General features: G+C 63.5%; 16 protein-coding genes. 4 read left to right on the top strand and 12 right to left on the bottom strand.

Annotated elements, in window-relative coordinates:
- Positions 1 to 11: 11 nt before the first annotated feature.
- From FJ417_RS27985 to FJ417_RS27995, 3 genes are all read right to left on the bottom strand, one after another.
- Positions 12 to 1,235, bottom strand: a complete 1,224-nt coding sequence (locus tag FJ417_RS27985; protein ID WP_140785675.1) for an NAD(P)/FAD-dependent oxidoreductase — start codon at positions 1,233 to 1,235, stop codon at positions 12 to 14.
- A 65-nt stretch (positions 1,236 to 1,300) separates the two neighbouring features.
- The gene (locus tag FJ417_RS27990) at positions 1,301 to 1,879 is read right to left on the bottom strand and encodes an OsmC family protein (protein ID WP_224529713.1); all 579 of its coding nucleotides are present in this window, start codon (positions 1,877 to 1,879) and stop codon (positions 1,301 to 1,303) included.
- A 238-nt stretch (positions 1,880 to 2,117) separates the two neighbouring features.
- A complete protein-coding gene (locus tag FJ417_RS27995; protein WP_140785676.1) occupies positions 2,118 to 2,363 on the bottom strand; it encodes a DUF1127 domain-containing protein in 246 nt (81 codons plus the stop codon).
- A gap of 256 nt (positions 2,364 to 2,619) precedes the next feature.
- Between FJ417_RS27995 and FJ417_RS28000 the strand changes: the two genes are divergently transcribed.
- Positions 2,620 to 2,835, top strand: a complete 216-nt coding sequence (locus FJ417_RS28000) for a hypothetical protein (RefSeq protein WP_140703521.1) — start codon at positions 2,620 to 2,622, stop codon at positions 2,833 to 2,835.
- 49 nt (positions 2,836 to 2,884) lie between these two features.
- Here FJ417_RS28000 and FJ417_RS28005 read toward each other — a convergent pair whose 3' ends face one another.
- The 7 genes from FJ417_RS28005 to FJ417_RS28035 all read right to left on the bottom strand — a co-directional run bounded on the left by FJ417_RS28005 (position 2,885) and on the right by FJ417_RS28035 (position 9,680).
- Positions 2,885 to 4,045 (bottom strand): ABC transporter ATP-binding protein, encoded by a 1,161-nt coding sequence (locus FJ417_RS28005; RefSeq protein WP_140785677.1) that lies wholly within the window; start codon positions 4,043 to 4,045, stop codon positions 2,885 to 2,887.
- A complete protein-coding gene (locus tag FJ417_RS28010) occupies positions 4,038 to 5,180 on the bottom strand; it encodes an ABC transporter substrate-binding protein (protein WP_140785678.1) in 1,143 nt (380 codons plus the stop codon). The genes FJ417_RS28005 and FJ417_RS28010 overlap by 8 nt, the downstream gene beginning before the upstream one ends.
- On the bottom strand, positions 5,177 to 6,019 hold the full coding sequence (locus FJ417_RS28015) for an ABC transporter permease (protein WP_140785679.1): 843 nt from the start codon (positions 6,017 to 6,019) through the stop codon (positions 5,177 to 5,179). The genes FJ417_RS28010 and FJ417_RS28015 overlap by 4 nt, the downstream gene beginning before the upstream one ends.
- A complete protein-coding gene (locus FJ417_RS28020) occupies positions 6,016 to 6,894 on the bottom strand; it encodes an ABC transporter permease (RefSeq protein ID WP_140644883.1) in 879 nt (292 codons plus the stop codon). Before FJ417_RS28020 ends, FJ417_RS28015 begins: the two co-directional genes overlap by 4 nt.
- Before the next feature lie 412 nt (positions 6,895 to 7,306).
- Complete coding sequence (locus tag FJ417_RS28025; RefSeq protein ID WP_140785680.1) at positions 7,307 to 7,993, bottom strand: ABC transporter permease subunit; 687 nt, start codon at positions 7,991 to 7,993, stop codon at positions 7,307 to 7,309.
- A 1-nt stretch (position 7,994) separates the two neighbouring features.
- On the bottom strand, positions 7,995 to 8,717 hold the full coding sequence (locus FJ417_RS28030) for an ABC transporter permease subunit (RefSeq protein WP_140785681.1): 723 nt from the start codon (positions 8,715 to 8,717) through the stop codon (positions 7,995 to 7,997).
- A 177-nt stretch (positions 8,718 to 8,894) separates the two neighbouring features.
- Complete coding sequence (locus tag FJ417_RS28035; protein ID WP_140644880.1) at positions 8,895 to 9,680, bottom strand: transporter substrate-binding domain-containing protein; 786 nt, start codon at positions 9,678 to 9,680, stop codon at positions 8,895 to 8,897.
- A 366-nt stretch (positions 9,681 to 10,046) separates the two neighbouring features.
- On the opposite strand from FJ417_RS28035, the gene FJ417_RS28040 reads away from it, so the two are divergent.
- The gene (locus tag FJ417_RS28040; RefSeq protein WP_140785682.1) at positions 10,047 to 11,375 is read left to right on the top strand and encodes an amidase; all 1,329 of its coding nucleotides are present in this window, start codon (positions 10,047 to 10,049) and stop codon (positions 11,373 to 11,375) included.
- A 146-nt stretch (positions 11,376 to 11,521) separates the two neighbouring features.
- Entirely contained in the window at positions 11,522 to 12,499 is a 978-nt protein-coding gene (locus tag FJ417_RS28045) for a LysR substrate-binding domain-containing protein (RefSeq protein ID WP_140785683.1), read from the top strand.
- 13 nt (positions 12,500 to 12,512) lie between these two features.
- Here FJ417_RS28045 and FJ417_RS28050 read toward each other — a convergent pair whose 3' ends face one another.
- On the bottom strand, positions 12,513 to 13,655 hold the full coding sequence (locus FJ417_RS28050) for an aminotransferase class V-fold PLP-dependent enzyme (RefSeq protein WP_140785684.1): 1,143 nt from the start codon (positions 13,653 to 13,655) through the stop codon (positions 12,513 to 12,515).
- Between the two features lie 4 nt (positions 13,656 to 13,659).
- The gene (locus tag FJ417_RS28055) at positions 13,660 to 14,661 is read right to left on the bottom strand and encodes an ornithine cyclodeaminase family protein (protein ID WP_181183321.1); all 1,002 of its coding nucleotides are present in this window, start codon (positions 14,659 to 14,661) and stop codon (positions 13,660 to 13,662) included.
- A gap of 450 nt (positions 14,662 to 15,111) precedes the next feature.
- Here FJ417_RS28055 and FJ417_RS28060 point away from each other — a divergent pair, with 450 nt between their 5' ends.
- Positions 15,112 to 16,248: an FAD-dependent oxidoreductase gene (locus FJ417_RS28060; protein WP_140785686.1), complete on the top strand. Its 1,137-nt coding sequence runs from the start codon at positions 15,112 to 15,114 to the stop codon at positions 16,246 to 16,248.
- The last annotated feature ends 12 nt before the right edge of the window (positions 16,249 to 16,260 follow it).

Raw genomic sequence — 16,260 nt, forward strand, 5'->3', positions numbered from 1 at the left:
GGTCGTGATCCTCAGGCCGCCTTGCGGCCGTTGCAGTCGAGACGACGCGAGATTTCGGCGGCGATCGCCTCGGCGTCCGCGCCGACGCCGCCGATGAAGTTGGAATCGCGCTTGCGCAGGAAGCGGAAGCCGAGCGCGTAGAGGCCGGGCACGCAGGTGACGCCGCCCTGATGCGCGAGCTCGCCGTCGGCGCCGAGCGCCAGCGGCTCCAGCCAGCCGAGCGAGCGCGCATAGCCGGTGGCCCAGATGATGGTGCGGATGGATCCGTCGGTGAGCGACAGCTGTTCTGCGGACGCCGCCGGCATCGCAACCGGCTCGGGCCGGTTTGGTGTCGCCGCGCCCGTGAAGCGGTCGATCTGGTCGAGCAGGCGCGCCTGCTTCGCTTCCGCCGCAGCGATGTGCTGGCCAAGGTCGCCGGCGAAGGCGATCTCGCGGTCGCCGACGCCGCGCACCCGCCCGGTCAGCTCCACGCCGAGCGCCTGCAGCGTGGCGAGATCGACATCGGCCCTGTCGGGCCGGCCGGCGAGCTGCAGCGACGGCTGGCGTCGCGCGCCTTCCAGATTGGCGAGGTCTTCCCGGCGCTGCGCCATCAGGCCCATTGCGCACAGCCAGAAGAAGATATCCTGGCCGCGCCATGTTCTGGGCAGGCGCGTATGCTTGCCGACCGAAAGCACCACGCGCCGCCCATCGCGGGCGAGCTCGTCGGCGATCTGCACGCCGGAGGATGAGGCGCCGACGACCAGCACGCCGCCGCTCGGCAGCTCGCCGGGCGAGCGATATTGCGAGGCGTGAATGCTGAGCGGTCCACGAAGGGTCTCAGCCGAAAAAGGGATGACCGGCCGGTCGCAATGTCCTGTCGCGACGACGACCGCGCGCGCCGACCACTCGCCGGCGCTGGTGCGCAAGGCAAAGCCGTCGCCGGTCCGCTTGACAGATGTGACCTCGACATTGGTCTCGACGGGCGCATGCCACTGCCAGGCGTAGCGCTCCAGGCTTTCCACGAAAGCCCCTTTGCTCATGAAGCCGTCGGGATCGCCGCCCTCATAGGGCGAGCCGGGCAGGGCGTTCAGCCAGTTCGGCGTGAGCAGCCTGAGCGAGCGCCAGCTCTGCGAGCGCCAGCGCTCGCCGATGCGGCCGCGCTCCAGCACGGCATGGTCGATACCGGCCTGGCCGAGGCAATGGCTGAGCGCAAGGCCAGCCTGGCCCGCGCCGATGATGACAACCGCGCGTCTCATGGCTCTAGTCCGTTTGGGAGGAGGCAGGCGGCCCGGATCGGTCCGGATCGCCTGCCGGCTTCGGCTCACTGGATGGTCTTGATGCCGACGGTGACCGGCACGCCCTTGGTCAGCACGTCGAACACGGCCGAACGGGCGCGCGACTGCTCGACCAGCTGCTGCAGCTTCTCGGCCGGCGCGTCGCCTTCGATCTCGAACGACACCTGAATGTTCTGGAAGCCGTTGCGGACCTCGTCGGAAATGCCGAGGATGCCGCGCAGGTCGATGTCGCCGTCGACCGAGCACTTCACCTTGGTGAGCTTGATCCCGCGCGCGGCGGCAATGTTGGCGACGCCAGCCATCAGGCAGCCCGCCAGCCCGTGCAGCAGCCATTCGACCGGGGTCGGCGCATTGTCGGCGCCGCACAGGATCGCCGGATGGTCGGCGTCGGCATAATGCGGCTTCTCGTGCTTCTGCTCCTGGCCAGCGCCGAAGAAGCCATTCATGACGGTCTTGCTGTGCGTGCCCTCGATCCACTCGTTGTGGGCGCGGAACTGGAATTTTGCCAGCTCCGGCTGCCCGGCGACGAAATTGATCGTCGCCAGAAGGTTCGGCGTGTCGACGCCATTGAGCGGAAGCCGTGCAGGTTTGGTGTTGGGTTGCATCTTCATCTCCAAAGGTTCGTTTGCGGCTTGGTTGCCGTGACGGCCTCTGTTTGCCGATGGAGCGTTTGAACGAGAGTGGGTGCGACCGTGGAATTTTTCATACGTCTACCGTTGGAAATTGCGTTGGATGTATCGTTTGAAACGAATGTCGACGCCCGAATGCGCCGGAACGCAAAAGCCCCCGGCGTGGGGAAGCCCCGGGGCTTGTCGAGAGCGTGGTGACGCCTGCCATCGGGGGTCATCCGGCGTTGCGGAAGTCCATCCCGTCGGCGTCGGAGACGTAGCGCATCGAGGTGTAATGGTCGATTTCCGAACGGGCGATACCCAAGTCCTTGAGCAGATGATCGGGCATGGCCTGCATGGCGGCGCGGTCGCTGCGCATCCTCATCGCACGATAGGCAAGCCGCAGCGCACGGCTGGCAAAGCCAATCAGGCTGAGGTCCGCGCGGCTGGGTTCACAGGCGGTGTGCTCCAAACTCGTCATTGTCGTCTCCATCTCTTTGCGGCGTGATCATTCACGTCACCAATGGGAGGACTTGTCGCCGACGACCGGGGGAGCGAGCGTTGGAGCGGGCGTCGAAATTGCCGTGGGAATCTGGTGGTATCTCAGTTTGAAAATATCGTGCCTTGCCAATGCGGCACGGAGCGCTTCGTCGCGAAGTCCTTGGCCTTCTTATTATATCAGGGCTAGCGTATATATGGCTGCGTTACTATGCTCATGTTCAGAGGGGAATTAAATTATGCGCAAACAGAAAACGCTTGGACTGGCGCTTCTGGCTTCTAGTTCGCTTTTCCTCGCCGACGTCGCTTTAGCGAAAGATGCCTACAAAACACCATGCAGGGCGGATGCCCAGCGACTGTGCAAGATGGTCGACAATGCAAAGGGGTTGAGCTGTCTTAAACAGCATATCAGTGAGCTCACTCCTGCTTGCAAAGCGTTTCTCTCCAAGCAATGAACTGTAATAGCCATCAAGGGTCGTACTGATTACAGGGCGGCGGCGGTCTTCAGGAAATCCGCCGCCCGGCCTCGTCCAGCAAGACGCAATCGTCCGCGTCGAAGCCGAGTTCGATCGCTTCGCCTTCGCGCAGAACGCGGCCATCGATCGGGGCGTTGGCGCGGATGTTCGTCTTGCCGCCTATGTCGACCTCGTAGATGGCGCTGCCGCCGAGATAGGAGGCCGACACGACCCGGCCAGGCAACCGGTTGGCGCCCGCCTTGGCACCGACCGCGAGTTTCTGCGGCCGCACCACGACGGTTACGGCACTGCCCTGCGGCAGCGCCTTGGGCGAAAGCACATTGACCGTCTGGCCGCTGGCCAGCTTGACTGTCGTCGGTCCGTCCGATCTGCTCACCGTGCCCGAAAGCATGTTGGCCTTGCCGAGGAAGTCGGCGACGAAGGCGGTGGCCGGCCGCTCATAGACCTCTTCCGGCGTGCCGATCTGCTCGGCCGAGCCGGCATTCATCACCACGATGCGGTCCGACATCGACAGCGCTTCTTCCTGGTCGTGCGTGACGAAGATGGCGGTGATGCCGGTTTCCTTCTGGATCTTCTTGATCTCGACGCGCATCTCCTCGCGCATGTTGGCGTCGAGCGCCGAGAGCGGCTCGTCGAGCAGAAGCACCTGCGGCTCGAAGACGATGGCGCGCGCCAGCGCGATGCGCTGCTGCTGGCCGCCCGACAGCTGCGAGGGCAGTTTCTTCTCGCTGCCGGGCAGCCGCACCATATCGAGCGCCTGGCCGACCTTGCGCCTGATCTCAGGCTTGGCGACGTTGCGGTATTTCAGGCCGAAGGCGACATTGTCGAACACGGTTTTGTGGGGAAAGAGCGCATAGCTCTGGAACACCAGCCCGATGTTGCGCTTGTAGATAGGCACGTCGTCGACACGCCGGCCGCCGATCATGATCTGGCCGGCCGAAATGTCGACCAGCCCGGCGATGGAGCGCAGGATCGTCGTCTTGCCGCAGCCAGACGGCCCGAGCAGCGTGACGAAGCTGCCCTTGCGGATCGACAAAGAGAAATCGCGTACCGCGACGAACTTGCCATAGACGATGTCGATGTTGCGGAACTCGACCGCCGGGCTGTTCGCCCCGGCGGCCGCGCTCGCGCGTTCCGCCCCGGCCGAGGTCGGCCGGGGATTGAGTGTCGTATCCTGGCCGTCAGGCACCTTTCGAAATCCTGTTCCACTGCTTGGTCCAGGCGTCCTCGTTGGTCGCCCAGTAGGTCGGATCGGCGAAGGTCAACGCCTTCATCGTGCCGGTGGGGTCGAAGGCCGGCAGCTTCGCGATCTTGTCGGTCAGCTTGACCTTGGTCGGGTCGAGCGACGGCGGGTAGCTTTGGCCCTCGGCCACCGCGATCGAGGTCGCCGGGTCGAGCATGAAGTTGATCAGCTCCTCGCATTCGGCCATCGGCGAGCCCTTCAGGATCAGCATGTCCTCCATCCACGCATAGGAGCCGGCCGGATCGAGATAGCCGATCGGATGGCCCTGGTCCTGCAGCGCCGCGACGCGGCCTGACCAGGCGTCGGTCACCACGATCTCGCCCTTGGAAAGCAGGTCCATAAGTTCCGCGCCGGAGCTCCAGAACTTCTTGGCGAGGTCGCGCGTCTCGCGCACCTTGGCCCAGATCGTGTCCATGTCCTTGAGGTTGTTGGGATCCTGTCCGGTGGCCAAAGCCGCGTACCAGACACGCGTCGTCATGTCGGAATAGCCGCCGACCTTGCCGGCATATTTCTTGTCGAGCAGAAGTGCTGCGCCCTTTTCCTTGGCTTCCTCCGGCGAGATCACCTTGGTGTTGTAGGCGATGCCGGTGGTGCCGTAGTCGTAAGGCACGGCCGACAGCTTCGGCGTCAGCTTGCGGAAGGGCTCGATCATCGGCTGCAGCACATTCGCCATGTTGGGAATGTTGGCCTCGTTGATCTCCGAGGTCAGGCCGCCATTGACGTATTTGATGTAGTAGTTGACGCCCGAGGAATGAATGACCTGGTAGTCGCCGGGCTTCGCGGTCTTGATCTTGGTGATGATCTCGTCCTCGTCGCCGAACGTGCCCTGCACCACCTTGATCTTGGTCTTGGCCGTGTAGGGCTGGAAGGCGAATTTGTCGATCGCGTCCTGCACCGTGCCGCCCCAGCCGTCGAAGCGGACTTCCTCGACCGCGGCGAGCGCCCGGCCCATCCACGGCATGGAAAGCCCGGCCGATGCGGCTGCGGCCGCCGTCAGCGTCAGGAAAGTGCGGCGGCTCAGATCGCCATTGGCATACCGGTCGTGCAGCCGTTCCAGCCGCTTGGTCGTCGTCAGTTTCATCGTACTTCCTCCTTTGGTTCGCCGCGTCTCTTCAACTTCGTCAGGCTGTTTAGGATCAGGCCGCCGATCAACGGGATGCCGACGGTAACCAGGATCATCACAGTGCCGAGCGCGTTAATCTCGGGGCTGATCGAGATTTTCAGCATGGAAAGGATCTGGGTGGGCATGGTCTCGACGCCTGCCGGCCGCCAGAACAGGCTGGCCGAGGTGTTGTCGAACGAGATGGTGAAGGCGAGCAGGGCGCCGCCGACGACCGCCGGGATCAGCAGCGGCAGCGTGATCTCGCGAAAGGACGAGAAGCGCGAGGCGCCGAGCGACAGCGCCGCCTCCTCATAGACCCGCCTTATGCCCACCATGCGCGCCTGCGCGATCAGCACCACATAGGGCACCGCAAGCAGGATATGGCCGAGCACCAGAAGCAGCATCGTGCGCGGCTGGTCGATCGCCTTGATCAGCACCAGAAGGCCGACGCCGAGAATGGTTTCCGGCACCAGCGCCGGCAGGATCACCAGCGTGCTCAGCGTCTGCTTGCCTGGGAACTCGAAGCGCACCAGCGCGAAGGCCGTGACGACGCCGATCGCCGTGGTGGCGACAGCGGTGACCAACGCGATCCACAGCGAGGTGCGGAAGGCGGTCAGCACCGCGTCATTGTTCATCAGCTTGGCGTACCATTGCAGCGAAAAGCCGGTCATCGGGAAGCCGCCGAACATCGAGGCGTTGAACGACAGGATGACGGTCGCCACGATCGGCGCGAACATGAAGATGTAGACGCAGAGCGTGACGAAGCCGGTCAGCCGCCAGGTCCATTTACCTTCCCTGGTCGGTCGCGCAGCCTTCATCCGGCCAACCCCTTCACAATCTGCGACATGCCCATGTAGCGGGTGTAGATTGCGGCGAAGAAGCCGAGCACGACGAACAGCACGATCGACAAGGTGGCGCCCATCGGCCAGTTCAATTCGCCCATGATGGTGTCGTAGATCAAATTGCCGAACAGCGCGTCGCGGCCCGAGCCGAGCAGTTGCGGCGTCACATAGCTGCCGGCCGCCAGCACGAAGCAGAGCAGCAGGCCCGCCGCCAGGCCCGGCAGCGACAGCGGCAAGGTCACCTCGCGGAACGCCTGCGCGCTGGTGCAGCCCATCGAGCGCGCGGCCGAGATCAGTGTGCGGTCGATACCCTCGAGGCTGACATAGACGTTGAGGATCATGTAGGGCAGGAGGAAGTGCAGCAGTCCCAGGATCACCGCGCCCTCGTTGTAGAGCATCTGCAGCGGCTCGTTGATGATGCCCATCTTGAGCAGAGCGACGTTGATGACGCCCTGTTCGCCCAGGATGTTGATCCAGGAAAAGGTGCGGATGGTGAAGCTGATCCAGAACGGCACGATGAGCAGGAGCAAGAGCAGCCATTTGTGCCTGAAGCTCGTCGCCCAGATGAAATAGGCCGGGAAATAGCCGAGCACGCCGCACAGCAGCGCGGTGATCGCGCCGACCCTCAGCGTCTTCAGAAGGAAGCCGGAATAATAGCTGTCGGTGAAGAATTCCTGCCAGTTGGCGGTGGTCAGCGCGCTGGTCTCGACGCCGGCGGTGACGAAGGTGAAGAAGGTATAGGCCGCCATCACCGCGATCGGCAGCACCAGGAAGAAGATCAGCAGCAGAAGCACCGGTGCAACCAGCATCCAGGCCAGGCGTGGATCGTACAAGGTCCAGCGATTGTTCATGCGCACCCGAAGGTAGGCGCCTTCTTCGAGGCGCGCTTATGTTCCCGCAGTGAAGATTGTTTCATTGCCGCCGCGATGTCTACAGGCGGTGGCCCAAATTCGATTCAGCCAGGGCGTCGCGCGCCGATAGAAACATGTGGACCTGGGGGGTGGCCAGGCTGACTATAACTAGCAGTCCGACAAGGCGGTCTATGGCACCGGCGCCGAATACGCGCTCGATGCGAACTGGACGTTCAAGTCTGAATATCTCTACACCGATTTCGGCAAATCGACCGTCAGCCCCGATATCCTTCTTGAGAACGACGTCGCATTCCACCTGGTTCGGGCCGGCCTGAACTAGAGGTTCTGAACGTGGCAAATCTCCGGCCCGGCAAGGCTGTCGAAGACTCTGGTGATGCCATATCGGCGCCACTCAATACCGCAGGGCCAACCGTCGCTCGAAGAAACCGAAGCCGGTCGTCACCAACACCGCCAGCAGGAAATATCCGAGCGCCGCGGCAAACAACGGCTCGTAGACGCGGAAGGTCTGCGCGCGGACGAGGTTCGCCGCGCCCATGAGTTCGAAGACCGTGATTGTGGAGGCCAGCGCCGTCCCCTTCAGGAGCAGGATATTCTGGCCGCCGATCGCCGGCAGCGCCAACCGGAAAGCCTGGGGCAGAAGCACGGAAATCATGATCCGCGTTTTCGACAGGCCGAGCGACTGGCCGGCCTCGCGCTGCCCGTCCGGTATCGACTGTATCGCGCCTCTCCATATCTCGCCGCAATAAGCCGCGGTGTTCAAAGACAGGGTGAGGAACGCATAGCAATAGGCACCCCGCAACATGGGCCACAACGGGCTGTAGCGGATCGAAGGCACGCCGGCGAGAAGCTGGCCGACGCCGAAGTAGCAAAGGTAGAGCTGGACGAGCAGCGGCGTGCCCCGGAAGGCAAGGATGAAGGCGACCGCCGGATAGCGAAGCCATGCCTTGGCCGACAAGCGGGCAAGCGCCACCGGAATGGCCAGCAGATTGCCGACGAGGGCGCAGCCGACAAACAGGATGACGGTGGTCTGGATGCCGGCCAGGAGCTGGCTGGCGAGGTATTGCCCGAACTCTGTCACGCTATCTGCGCCTCCCGGTATTGGCGGTGGATGTCTCCAAGGCGTGGAAGAGCATCGCCGACAGGCTCGACATCACCAGGAACACGAAGGCGATCGCGCAATAGAACAGGAAATAGGCGCGCGTCGCGCCGGCAGCCATCTTGCCGGCGAGAACCAACTCCGTGAAACCGATGAGGCTGACCAGCGAGCTTTCCTTCAGGACGACCAGCCACAGATTACCGAGCCCCGGCAATGCCAGCGGGATCATCTGCGGAAGGGTCACCAGGAAGAAGGTCTGGCGGCGGGTCAGGCCAAGCGCATGGGCCGCCTCGGCCTGGCCTCGCGGGACGGCGGCGATCGCGCCGCGAAGGACTTCCGTGCTGTAGCCGCCCTGAACGATCCCGAGCGACAGCGTCGCCGCGACGAAGCCGTTGATCTGAAATTCGGAAGCGAGCCCGGTAAAGGTCACGACCGAACGCACTGCATCGGTCGCGGTATAGTAGACGAGAAAGATGATGAGGATGTCCGGGATGGAGCGGATGATCGTCGTGTAGGCGACTGTGACGAAGACGGCTGTCCGGCGCTTCGAAAGCTTGGCCAAGGCGCCCGCAAGGCCAAGCGCCAGGCCGACGATATAGGCGCTGATCGAAATTTCGACGCTTAGCAAAGCGCCGCGAAGCAATTCGTCGCCCCAGCCCTTGTCACCGAAACCGAGCAAGGTCAGCCAAGACACGATCGAATCCATACGGCAGGTTCCCATGAGGATGGTGCCGGCCAGAACGGGTGACCGGCACTAGGGCATGATGCCGAAAGGTGCGAAGCGGCTGTCGGACGACATCATGCTCTAGTTCTCGGATTTGGAGACGGATTCAGATTTCAGGTCGATACGACCTGAAATCATCCGGCTCCGTGCATCCGATGATCAATCGCCGTAGATGTCGAAGTCGAAATAGCGCTTGGTTATCGTGTCGTATTCGCCGCTGGCCTTCACCGCCTTGAGCGCCGCATTGAGGCGGTCCCTGAGGGCTGTGTCTTCCTTGCGCACGCCGCCGCCGTCTCCGTAGCCGAACATCTTCTCATGCGGCAGGGTGACCTTGATTTCATAGGCCTGGCCTTCCGGCTTTTTCAGGAAGTCCTGGATCTGGATTCCCGCCGCCGCCATCAGGTCCACGCGACCGGCTGTCATGTCGGCGATTTCATCGTCGAGTGTTGGATAGATCTTCACGTCGCCAATGCCGTTCAACTTGTCCTGCATGTAAGTCGCCTGCAGGCTCGCACTCTGCGCCGCCACGGCAACGCCCTTGAAAGTGTCCGGCTTTGCTACGTCGAATTGTCGGGTGTCGGCCTTTGCGCCGACAAGCACGTTGGGCGAATAGTAGTACTTGTCGGTGAAGTCGATAACCTCCTTGCGCTTGTCGGTGATCGACATGGAGCTCCAGATCACGTCGAATTTCTTGGCCAACAGCGCGGGAATGATGCCGTCCCAGGCGATATCGACGATCTCGCATTTCGCCTTCATTTGCGTGCACACGGCATTCATCAGGTCGATTTCCCAGCCTTGCCATTTGCCGCTGGCGTCCTTGACCGAGAAAGGCGCGTAGGGCTCGGCCGCGACGCCGAAACGGATGACGTCGTCGGCTGCCGAGGGAGCGCTGGCGGCGCCGAGGGCCGCCGCTATCAGCGATGCGATGACTGCAAGCTTTTTCATGATGGTTCCCCTTTATTGTCTCTGTTGGATTATCTTTTCGCGATGATGATTTCTCAGGCGATGTTCGAAAACGCTAACAGGTCAAATCAAGGCGATCTAATGCCCTGTGCGGCTGGGTTCATCACCAATAGTTATGACAGTGATGAGGCTTTGGATGGTGCAGTCAGGCCCAAGCCTCGACCGCGATCGAAGCCGTCGTCGGAGTGCTGCGATCGGTCCAACCATAAGTTTTCCCCGCTAGCCTCGTTTCGAAGGAAATGGGCTCGGCCCTGTCCGCCAAATCTCGATTATGGCATCGTCGATCGGCTCCTTCCCATGGCGACGGAAATGACGGTAGCGAGATCTCGTGCGACTTGAGCTTGCCAGATGAAAAGCGATGCTTGCGGGTCCATCGAGGAGCTGAGCGAGAAGATCGCTTCCGGCCTGTCGCCGGTGAAGGTCGTGGAAGGCTGCCTGGGTAGGATCCACGATCTGAATGGGCAGATCAGGGCGATGATCTTCGTGAGCGAAACCGAAGCCCTCGATGCCGCGCTTCAGGCAGAGCGCGAAATCCGATCGGGCCGCCGGCGCGGTCCGCTGCACGGCGTGCCTATCGCGATCAAGGACGTTGTCGATGTGAAGCACTGGCCGACCACCGGGGGTTCCCGATTGTTCGGCGACCGGGTCGCCCAAAACACCGCGGCCTGCGTCGCCAACCTTCAGGCGGCGGGCGCGATCGTCATCGGCAAGACCAACCTTCACGAACTCTGCGCCGGCGGTCACGACAATCCGTGGTTCGGCAAGGTCGTCAATCCGCTCGACAGAAGCCGTGGCACGGGCGGCACCAGCAGCGGATCGACCGCCGCGGTCGCCGCGGGCTTCTGCGCGGCGGCGATCGGCACCGATACGGGCGGGTCGAACCGATCGCCGGCCGCCGCAACGGGACTGTTTGGTTATAAGCCGAGCAACGGCTTGATCGATACGAACGGCGTGATGGGCATCGCGCCTTCGCTGGACTGCGTCGGCGTGCTGGCGCGGTCGGCGAGGGATGTTCGCCTGATGACCGAGGCGCTGGCGGGAACGCGGCTCAGCGTTCAGGATGGGAAGCAAAGCGCATCGGGAACCGGGTTGACCATCGGCGTTTGCCCTGAGCTGACCGGCGCTCCCGTCGACAGCACTGTCGAGACCGCATTGGCCGCGCTGTTTGATCGTTCAAACGTTCGCACGGTGGAAGTCGCCTTCGGCGACAGGGAGGAGTTCGTTGCCGCGGGCCTGACGATCCTGCAATACGAATTTGCGCAGATCTACCGGGAGCCGATCGAGCGGAATCCTGATCTGGTCGGCGAGGCGGTTCGCGCTTTCCTGCAGGATGGCATCGGCATCGGCGCGGACGTCTACGACAGAGCCGTAGAGGTTCGCGAGGAAGCGCGCAGGCGGGTCATGGCAAGGATGGCGGGCCTGGATGCGCTGGCCGTCCCGACGGCGCCCGGATCGGCGCCGCGGCTTGCGGACGAGCTCACGCAGGTGAATGGGGAATTGGTGCCGTGGGGCATGGCCGGCGGCCGGTTCCGCCGCTGGGCGAACATGCTCGCCATGCCGGCTTTGGCTGTGCCCCTAGATGTGCCGGGCGGCCTTCCGGTATCGGTACAGCTTGCCGCTCTTCCCGGCCGGGACGCAGCCTTGCTCGATCTGGTCGAGGCGTTGACCGGAAGCTGACCCGCGTCTCGCGAGCAGCCACAGTTCATAACCTGCAGGAATAAACTTCATTCGTGGGGCTATTGGAACGACGGCTATGCTTCGTTAACATCGGTCTCGCCGTGGTTTGCTTCGGCGGCGTATCGATCGACGGGTGGTCAGCGGCCATGAAGTTCACTGAAAAGGACACGATTGCGAAAGACGCGGAGTTCACGCCCCGCGAGATCGAGATTTTCGCTTCCGTGATGCTGCATGGCACGACGACGAAGGCGGCCGATGCGCTGGACATAACGCAGCCCGCCGTCAGCAAGATGCTTCAGCAGCTCACCGACAAGGCGGATTTCCAGCTGTTCAGGAAAAGCCGCCAGCGGCTGATCCCGACCCCTGAAGCACACATGCTCTATGCCGAGGTGCAGCGGGTTTTCGAATCCGCGCGCGGCATCTCCCGCGCCGCCAGGGAAATCCGTGAGCTGCGCAGCGGCAGGCTGAATATCTGCGCGCTGCCGGCCTTCGGCTCCACGCTGCTGCCGTCCATCATAACCAGTTTCTCGAAACAGCACCCGTCCGTATCCATTTCGCTCGATATCCGCAGCTCCGCGACGGTGGTGCAGAGGGCAAGCCGCAACCAGCTCGACATCGGCATCGGCGTCACCGCGTCGGATGAGAACCCCTCCATCGTCAGGCGCGCGCTGACCGCGACGCCGCCTGTATGCGTCATGCCGGCGGGGCATCGGTTGTCTGAGCTCGACGTCATCCAGGCGGACGATCTCGACGGTCTCGACTTCATCTCGATGGGTTCCGCTGATCCCATGCGGCGGCAGCTCGATGCCTTGTGCGAGGAACGCGGCGTCAAGCGCCTGCTGAAGGTGGAGGCGAGCCTTTCCAGCGCCTGCATCGCGCTCGTCGCCGCCGGGGCGGGCGTGACGGTCGTCGACCGGCTGTCCGCCTGGCTGGCGCGCGACTTGCCGATCGAGATCAGGGACTTCCGGCCGCATCTCGATTTGAATCTCAGTGTCTACCGGCCCTGGGGCGTCATCGCATCGACGGCGGCGGACGCCTTCACCGAGCATCTTATCCAGACCACGAGAAGCTTCATGAACGGCGTGGACGCCGGAATCAGTGCCTTGAGGTCGAGGTCGGCTTAGCTGGCGTCGATATCTAACGGAGCGGCAGGCTGCGGAACAGGCGCTCGATATCGGCTTCGTCATTGTAGACATGCGGCGACACGCGCATCCTGGTACCGCGCAGCGTGACATGGACATTGACGCGCTTCAGTTCCTGCGCCGCATCCGGCGAGAGGCGATCGCCGATATCGAGGATCGAGATATGCGGCGTCGGGTGGCGCGGACGCGCGACCGGGAGCCCCCGATTTTCCGCCTCGGCCCAGACGCAGTCGTTGAGGTGGCGAAGGCGCTCGAACACCCGGCTGACGGTCCATTCGCGGATGAGTGTCATGGCGGCGATCGCCACCGGCAGGACCGCGAAGTCGGAGCGTTCGCCCATGTCGAAGCGCCGCGCGCCCGGCAGAAACTCCGCCACCGTCACCTTGTAGAAGTCGGACCGGTCGCCGCCCAGGCGGTTCCATGAATGATGCTCCAGCGTGCGGCCCTCTTCGTGCCAGCGCGGATCGGCGTAGAGGAAGGCCAGGCGATAGGGACCGAGCAGGAATTTGTAGGTGGCAAAGACCAGGAAATCCGGCCGCACGCGACGGACGTCGAAGGGTACCGCGCCCACCCATTGGGTGCCGTCGACGACAAGCGCGGCGCCTGCCGCCCGCGCGGCTTCCGCCACGGCCTCGAGGTCGATCGCCATGCCCTCGAACCAGTGGACGAGGGTGCCGGCAACGACCGCGATCGGACGGGCCGAGTTGCGGATTGCCGATATGATCGCGCCGGTCCAATCCCCGTCGGCCGGTTGCGCAACGATGTCGACAAGAGCGCCCGAGCGCTGCGCCAGATCGTACCAGACATATCGGTGCGAGGTGTGCTCGTTCTCCATGAGAAGGATCGCCGAACCCGCCGGAACCGCCACGTTGGCGGCCGCGATCGCCATGCCGTAGCTGGTGGCGGCGACGATGGCGATGTCGTCGGTGGCGGCGCCCACCATCAAGGCGGCGAGCTGCCGCGCCTGTTCCACATCGTCGTAATAGGATGCGATGGTCATCTTCCAGGGTTCGGCCTTCACCCTGACGCCTGCCTCTCCGGCCGCGACCGCGGCATTCGGGATCGGAGACATGTAGGCGGCGTCGAGATAGGCCGTCTCGCGGGGTATGGAAAAGAGATCGCGCTGGCAGCTCAGCATGGCGTCACAACCTGAAATCGATCGAAGTGCCCAGCCCGGCCTCGCGGGCGCGAGCATAGACAAGATTGGCAAGCTCGATGTCCTGGGCCGGAACGCCGAGGGACCGGTAGAGGGTGATGTCGGCATCGCCGGCACGGCCCGGCTTGATGCCAGCCAGCACGTCGCCGATCTCGCCGCGAATATGGTCGCGGCCGATCTCGCCGCTCTCTATCGCCTCGACCAGCTCCCCCGCGGCCACCAGCGCCATGGGCAGGTAATCGACCCAGATCTTCGATCTGCGCACGCATTCGAGGTCGATCTCGCGGCATGAGGCGACGCTCGCGCCGACCGCGTTGACGTGGACGCCGGGCGGCAGCCATCTGCCGAACAGCACCGGCTGCTCGGACGATGTCGTCGTGCAGACGATGTCGGCTCGGCGAACGGCCTCGCCGGCATCGCGATGCGCCTCCGCCTCGAAGCCGTCGGTCGATAGGCTCTCGGCGAAGCGCCGCGCCTTTGCAAGATCGCGGCCCCAGATATGGACCGCCCGGATCGGCCGCACCTGCGAGATGGCCTCGACGTGCCGGCGGGCCTGCTTGCCATAGCCGAGGACGGTCAGCATGGAACTGCCCGGGCGCGACAGCGCCCTCGTGGCGACCGTGCTGGCGGCCGCGGTTCGCCACGCCGTCAACTCTCCCCCGTCGATCAAGGCCACGGGCCGCCCGTGATCCTTATCGAACAGGAAGACGCCGCCGCGGTGAGACGCGAGCCCGTGGGCGAAATTGCCGGGAAACACCGACAGAACCTTCGCCCCGAACAAAGGCCGGTCGTCAAGCGCGGCATACATCAGCGACAGGCAACTGCCTGCCGCCCCCGGCAGGTCGAGCGTGCGCCTGATCTGCTGGCGGGCTGCGCCGTTCGAGGTCTTGAGCAGCGCGGCCTCGGTCGCTTCAAGCGCCAGGGGAAGCGTCAATGCCTGGCGGATCGCGTTCCTGTCGATCAGCAGGAATTCGGTCTCGGCATTCACCTTGCGGTCTCTTCCATTCCACCGACCTTCATATATGCCAGCGTGTGCGCCAGGCTCCGCCGAGCCTAGCATCGCCTTCGCAAGCTCTTGCCCACGACTTTCATAACTTCGTGCGAGAAGCTGCCTATGCGGCATCATGCGCCGACGAATGCATCCGTCGGATCGCGGCACGCGTCGGTTCATAACTTTTGGCCACCAACGGCAGCGGCCAGTTCAATTGACCGTGATTGCCCGCCCGTTGCAATGTTTTTCAGCCAACTCGGATGTCGAGCTGGATATCCGCGGCAAATCATCTGCGCGAAAAAAATAGTACCGATGGAATAGGCAATATCAGAGATAGAAATACACTCGTGATGTTGGTAATTCGGCCATAGAGTGGAATGAAATGCCTAGCCAATATTAAAATAGCTGATTGGCAGGAAGAGTAAAATATTATCGGAGGTTATCAATATGCTCGTCGTGGTCATCGGTTCCGGCATTGTCGGCAGCTCTGCTGCTTATGAATGCGCCAAGGCGGGAGCGGAGGTTGTCGTGCTGGAGGCCGAGAGGATAGCGGGAGGAACGTCGGCGGTAAGCTTTGCCTGGACGAACGCGACAACCAAGCGGCCGCGGCCCTATTTCGATCTCAACGTCGCGGGCATGCGCGCCCATCTCGAACTGAAGCGCGACTTCGGCGCCGCTCCCTGGTTCACGCAAACCGGCAGTTTCGATTGGCGCACGGTGCCGGAGTCGATGGATGATTATTTCGAGAACTTCCGGCAGATGAAGGAGTGGGGCTACGGCGTCGAGTGGATCGACAAGAAGTTGGTCGCCGAGATGGAGCCCGATATCGACATCGCTGCCATTGGCGATTGTCCGGTCTCCTATTATCCGGAGGAGGGCTGGGTCGATCCGGTCCTTTATTCGGCCTGGCTTTTGCGGGCGGCCAAGGAGCGCTGGGGCGCCAAGGTGAGGGTCAACGCGCGCGTGACCGAGATCGAGACCGAAGGCGGCCGCGTCCGGGCGGTTCGCACGGCGGATGGCGAGCGCTACGCCGCCGATGCCGTGGTGAACTGCACCGGCGGCTGGTCCAGCCAGAGGCTCGGCGATGCCCAGGGCATCCCGCTGTCCTCGACGATCGGCGTGCTCGCCTTCACCCCGCCGGTGGCGTTGACGCTGCGCAGCCAGTTGCATGCCGACGATCTGGATATACGGCCGGACGGTGCGGGCCGTATCATGATCCACAAGGTCTCGGTGGATCTGACCTTCAAGAAGCCGCAGCCGCTGAGCCCCGCGGGCGACGAGGCGAAGACGCTGCTGGAGGCGGCAGGCAAGGTCTTGCCTTCGCTTCGCGCCGCCGGTGTGGAAGCCATCCGCACCACCGTGCGACCCTTCCCGGAGGACGGCTACACTTGCGCCGGCGCGATGCCGGACGTCGCCGGCCACTATATGGCCGTGACGCACAGCGGCGTCACCATCGGTCCGCAACTGGGCAGGGTGGTCGCCGACGAGGTCGTACGCGGCAAGACCCATGACGAGATGGAGACATTCCGTCCGCAGCGCTTCTTCCAGGCCAGCGCAAAACGCGCCGCCGCCGCGCACGCATGATCCCTCTTCGAA

The sequence above is a fragment of the Mesorhizobium sp. B3-1-7 genome, assembly GCF_006439385.1.
In the GTDB taxonomy this organism is placed as follows: Bacteria; Pseudomonadota; Alphaproteobacteria; order Rhizobiales; family Rhizobiaceae; genus Mesorhizobium.

Bases quoted from the DNA above. Each gene is read 5' to 3' on its own strand.
- FJ417_RS27985 (WP_140785675.1), bottom strand. From the start codon at position 1,235: ATGAGACGCGCGGTTGTCATCATCGGCGCGGGCCAGGCTGGCCTTGCG.
- FJ417_RS27990 (WP_224529713.1), bottom strand. From the start codon at position 1,879: ATGCAACCCAACACCAAACCTGCACGGCTTCCGCTCAATGGCGTCGAC.
- FJ417_RS27995 (WP_140785676.1), bottom strand. From the start codon at position 2,363: ATGACGAGTTTGGAGCACACCGCCTGTGAACCCAGCCGCGCGGACCTC.
- FJ417_RS28000 (WP_140703521.1), top strand. From the start codon at position 2,620: ATGCGCAAACAGAAAACGCTTGGACTGGCGCTTCTGGCTTCTAGTTCG.
- FJ417_RS28010 (WP_140785678.1), bottom strand. From the start codon at position 5,180: ATGAAACTGACGACGACCAAGCGGCTGGAACGGCTGCACGACCGGTAT.
- FJ417_RS28015 (WP_140785679.1), bottom strand. From the start codon at position 6,019: ATGAAGGCTGCGCGACCGACCAGGGAAGGTAAATGGACCTGGCGGCTG.
- FJ417_RS28020 (WP_140644883.1), bottom strand. From the start codon at position 6,894: ATGAACAATCGCTGGACCTTGTACGATCCACGCCTGGCCTGGATGCTG.
- FJ417_RS28030 (WP_140785681.1), bottom strand. From the start codon at position 8,717: ATGGATTCGATCGTGTCTTGGCTGACCTTGCTCGGTTTCGGTGACAAG.
- FJ417_RS28035 (WP_140644880.1), bottom strand. From the start codon at position 9,680: ATGAAAAAGCTTGCAGTCATCGCATCGCTGATAGCGGCGGCCCTCGGC.
- FJ417_RS28040 (WP_140785682.1), top strand. From the start codon at position 10,047: ATGAAAAGCGATGCTTGCGGGTCCATCGAGGAGCTGAGCGAGAAGATC.
- FJ417_RS28045 (WP_140785683.1), top strand. From the start codon at position 11,522: ATGAAGTTCACTGAAAAGGACACGATTGCGAAAGACGCGGAGTTCACG.
- FJ417_RS28050 (WP_140785684.1), bottom strand. From the start codon at position 13,655: ATGCTGAGCTGCCAGCGCGATCTCTTTTCCATACCCCGCGAGACGGCC.
- FJ417_RS28060 (WP_140785686.1), top strand. From the start codon at position 15,112: ATGCTCGTCGTGGTCATCGGTTCCGGCATTGTCGGCAGCTCTGCTGCT.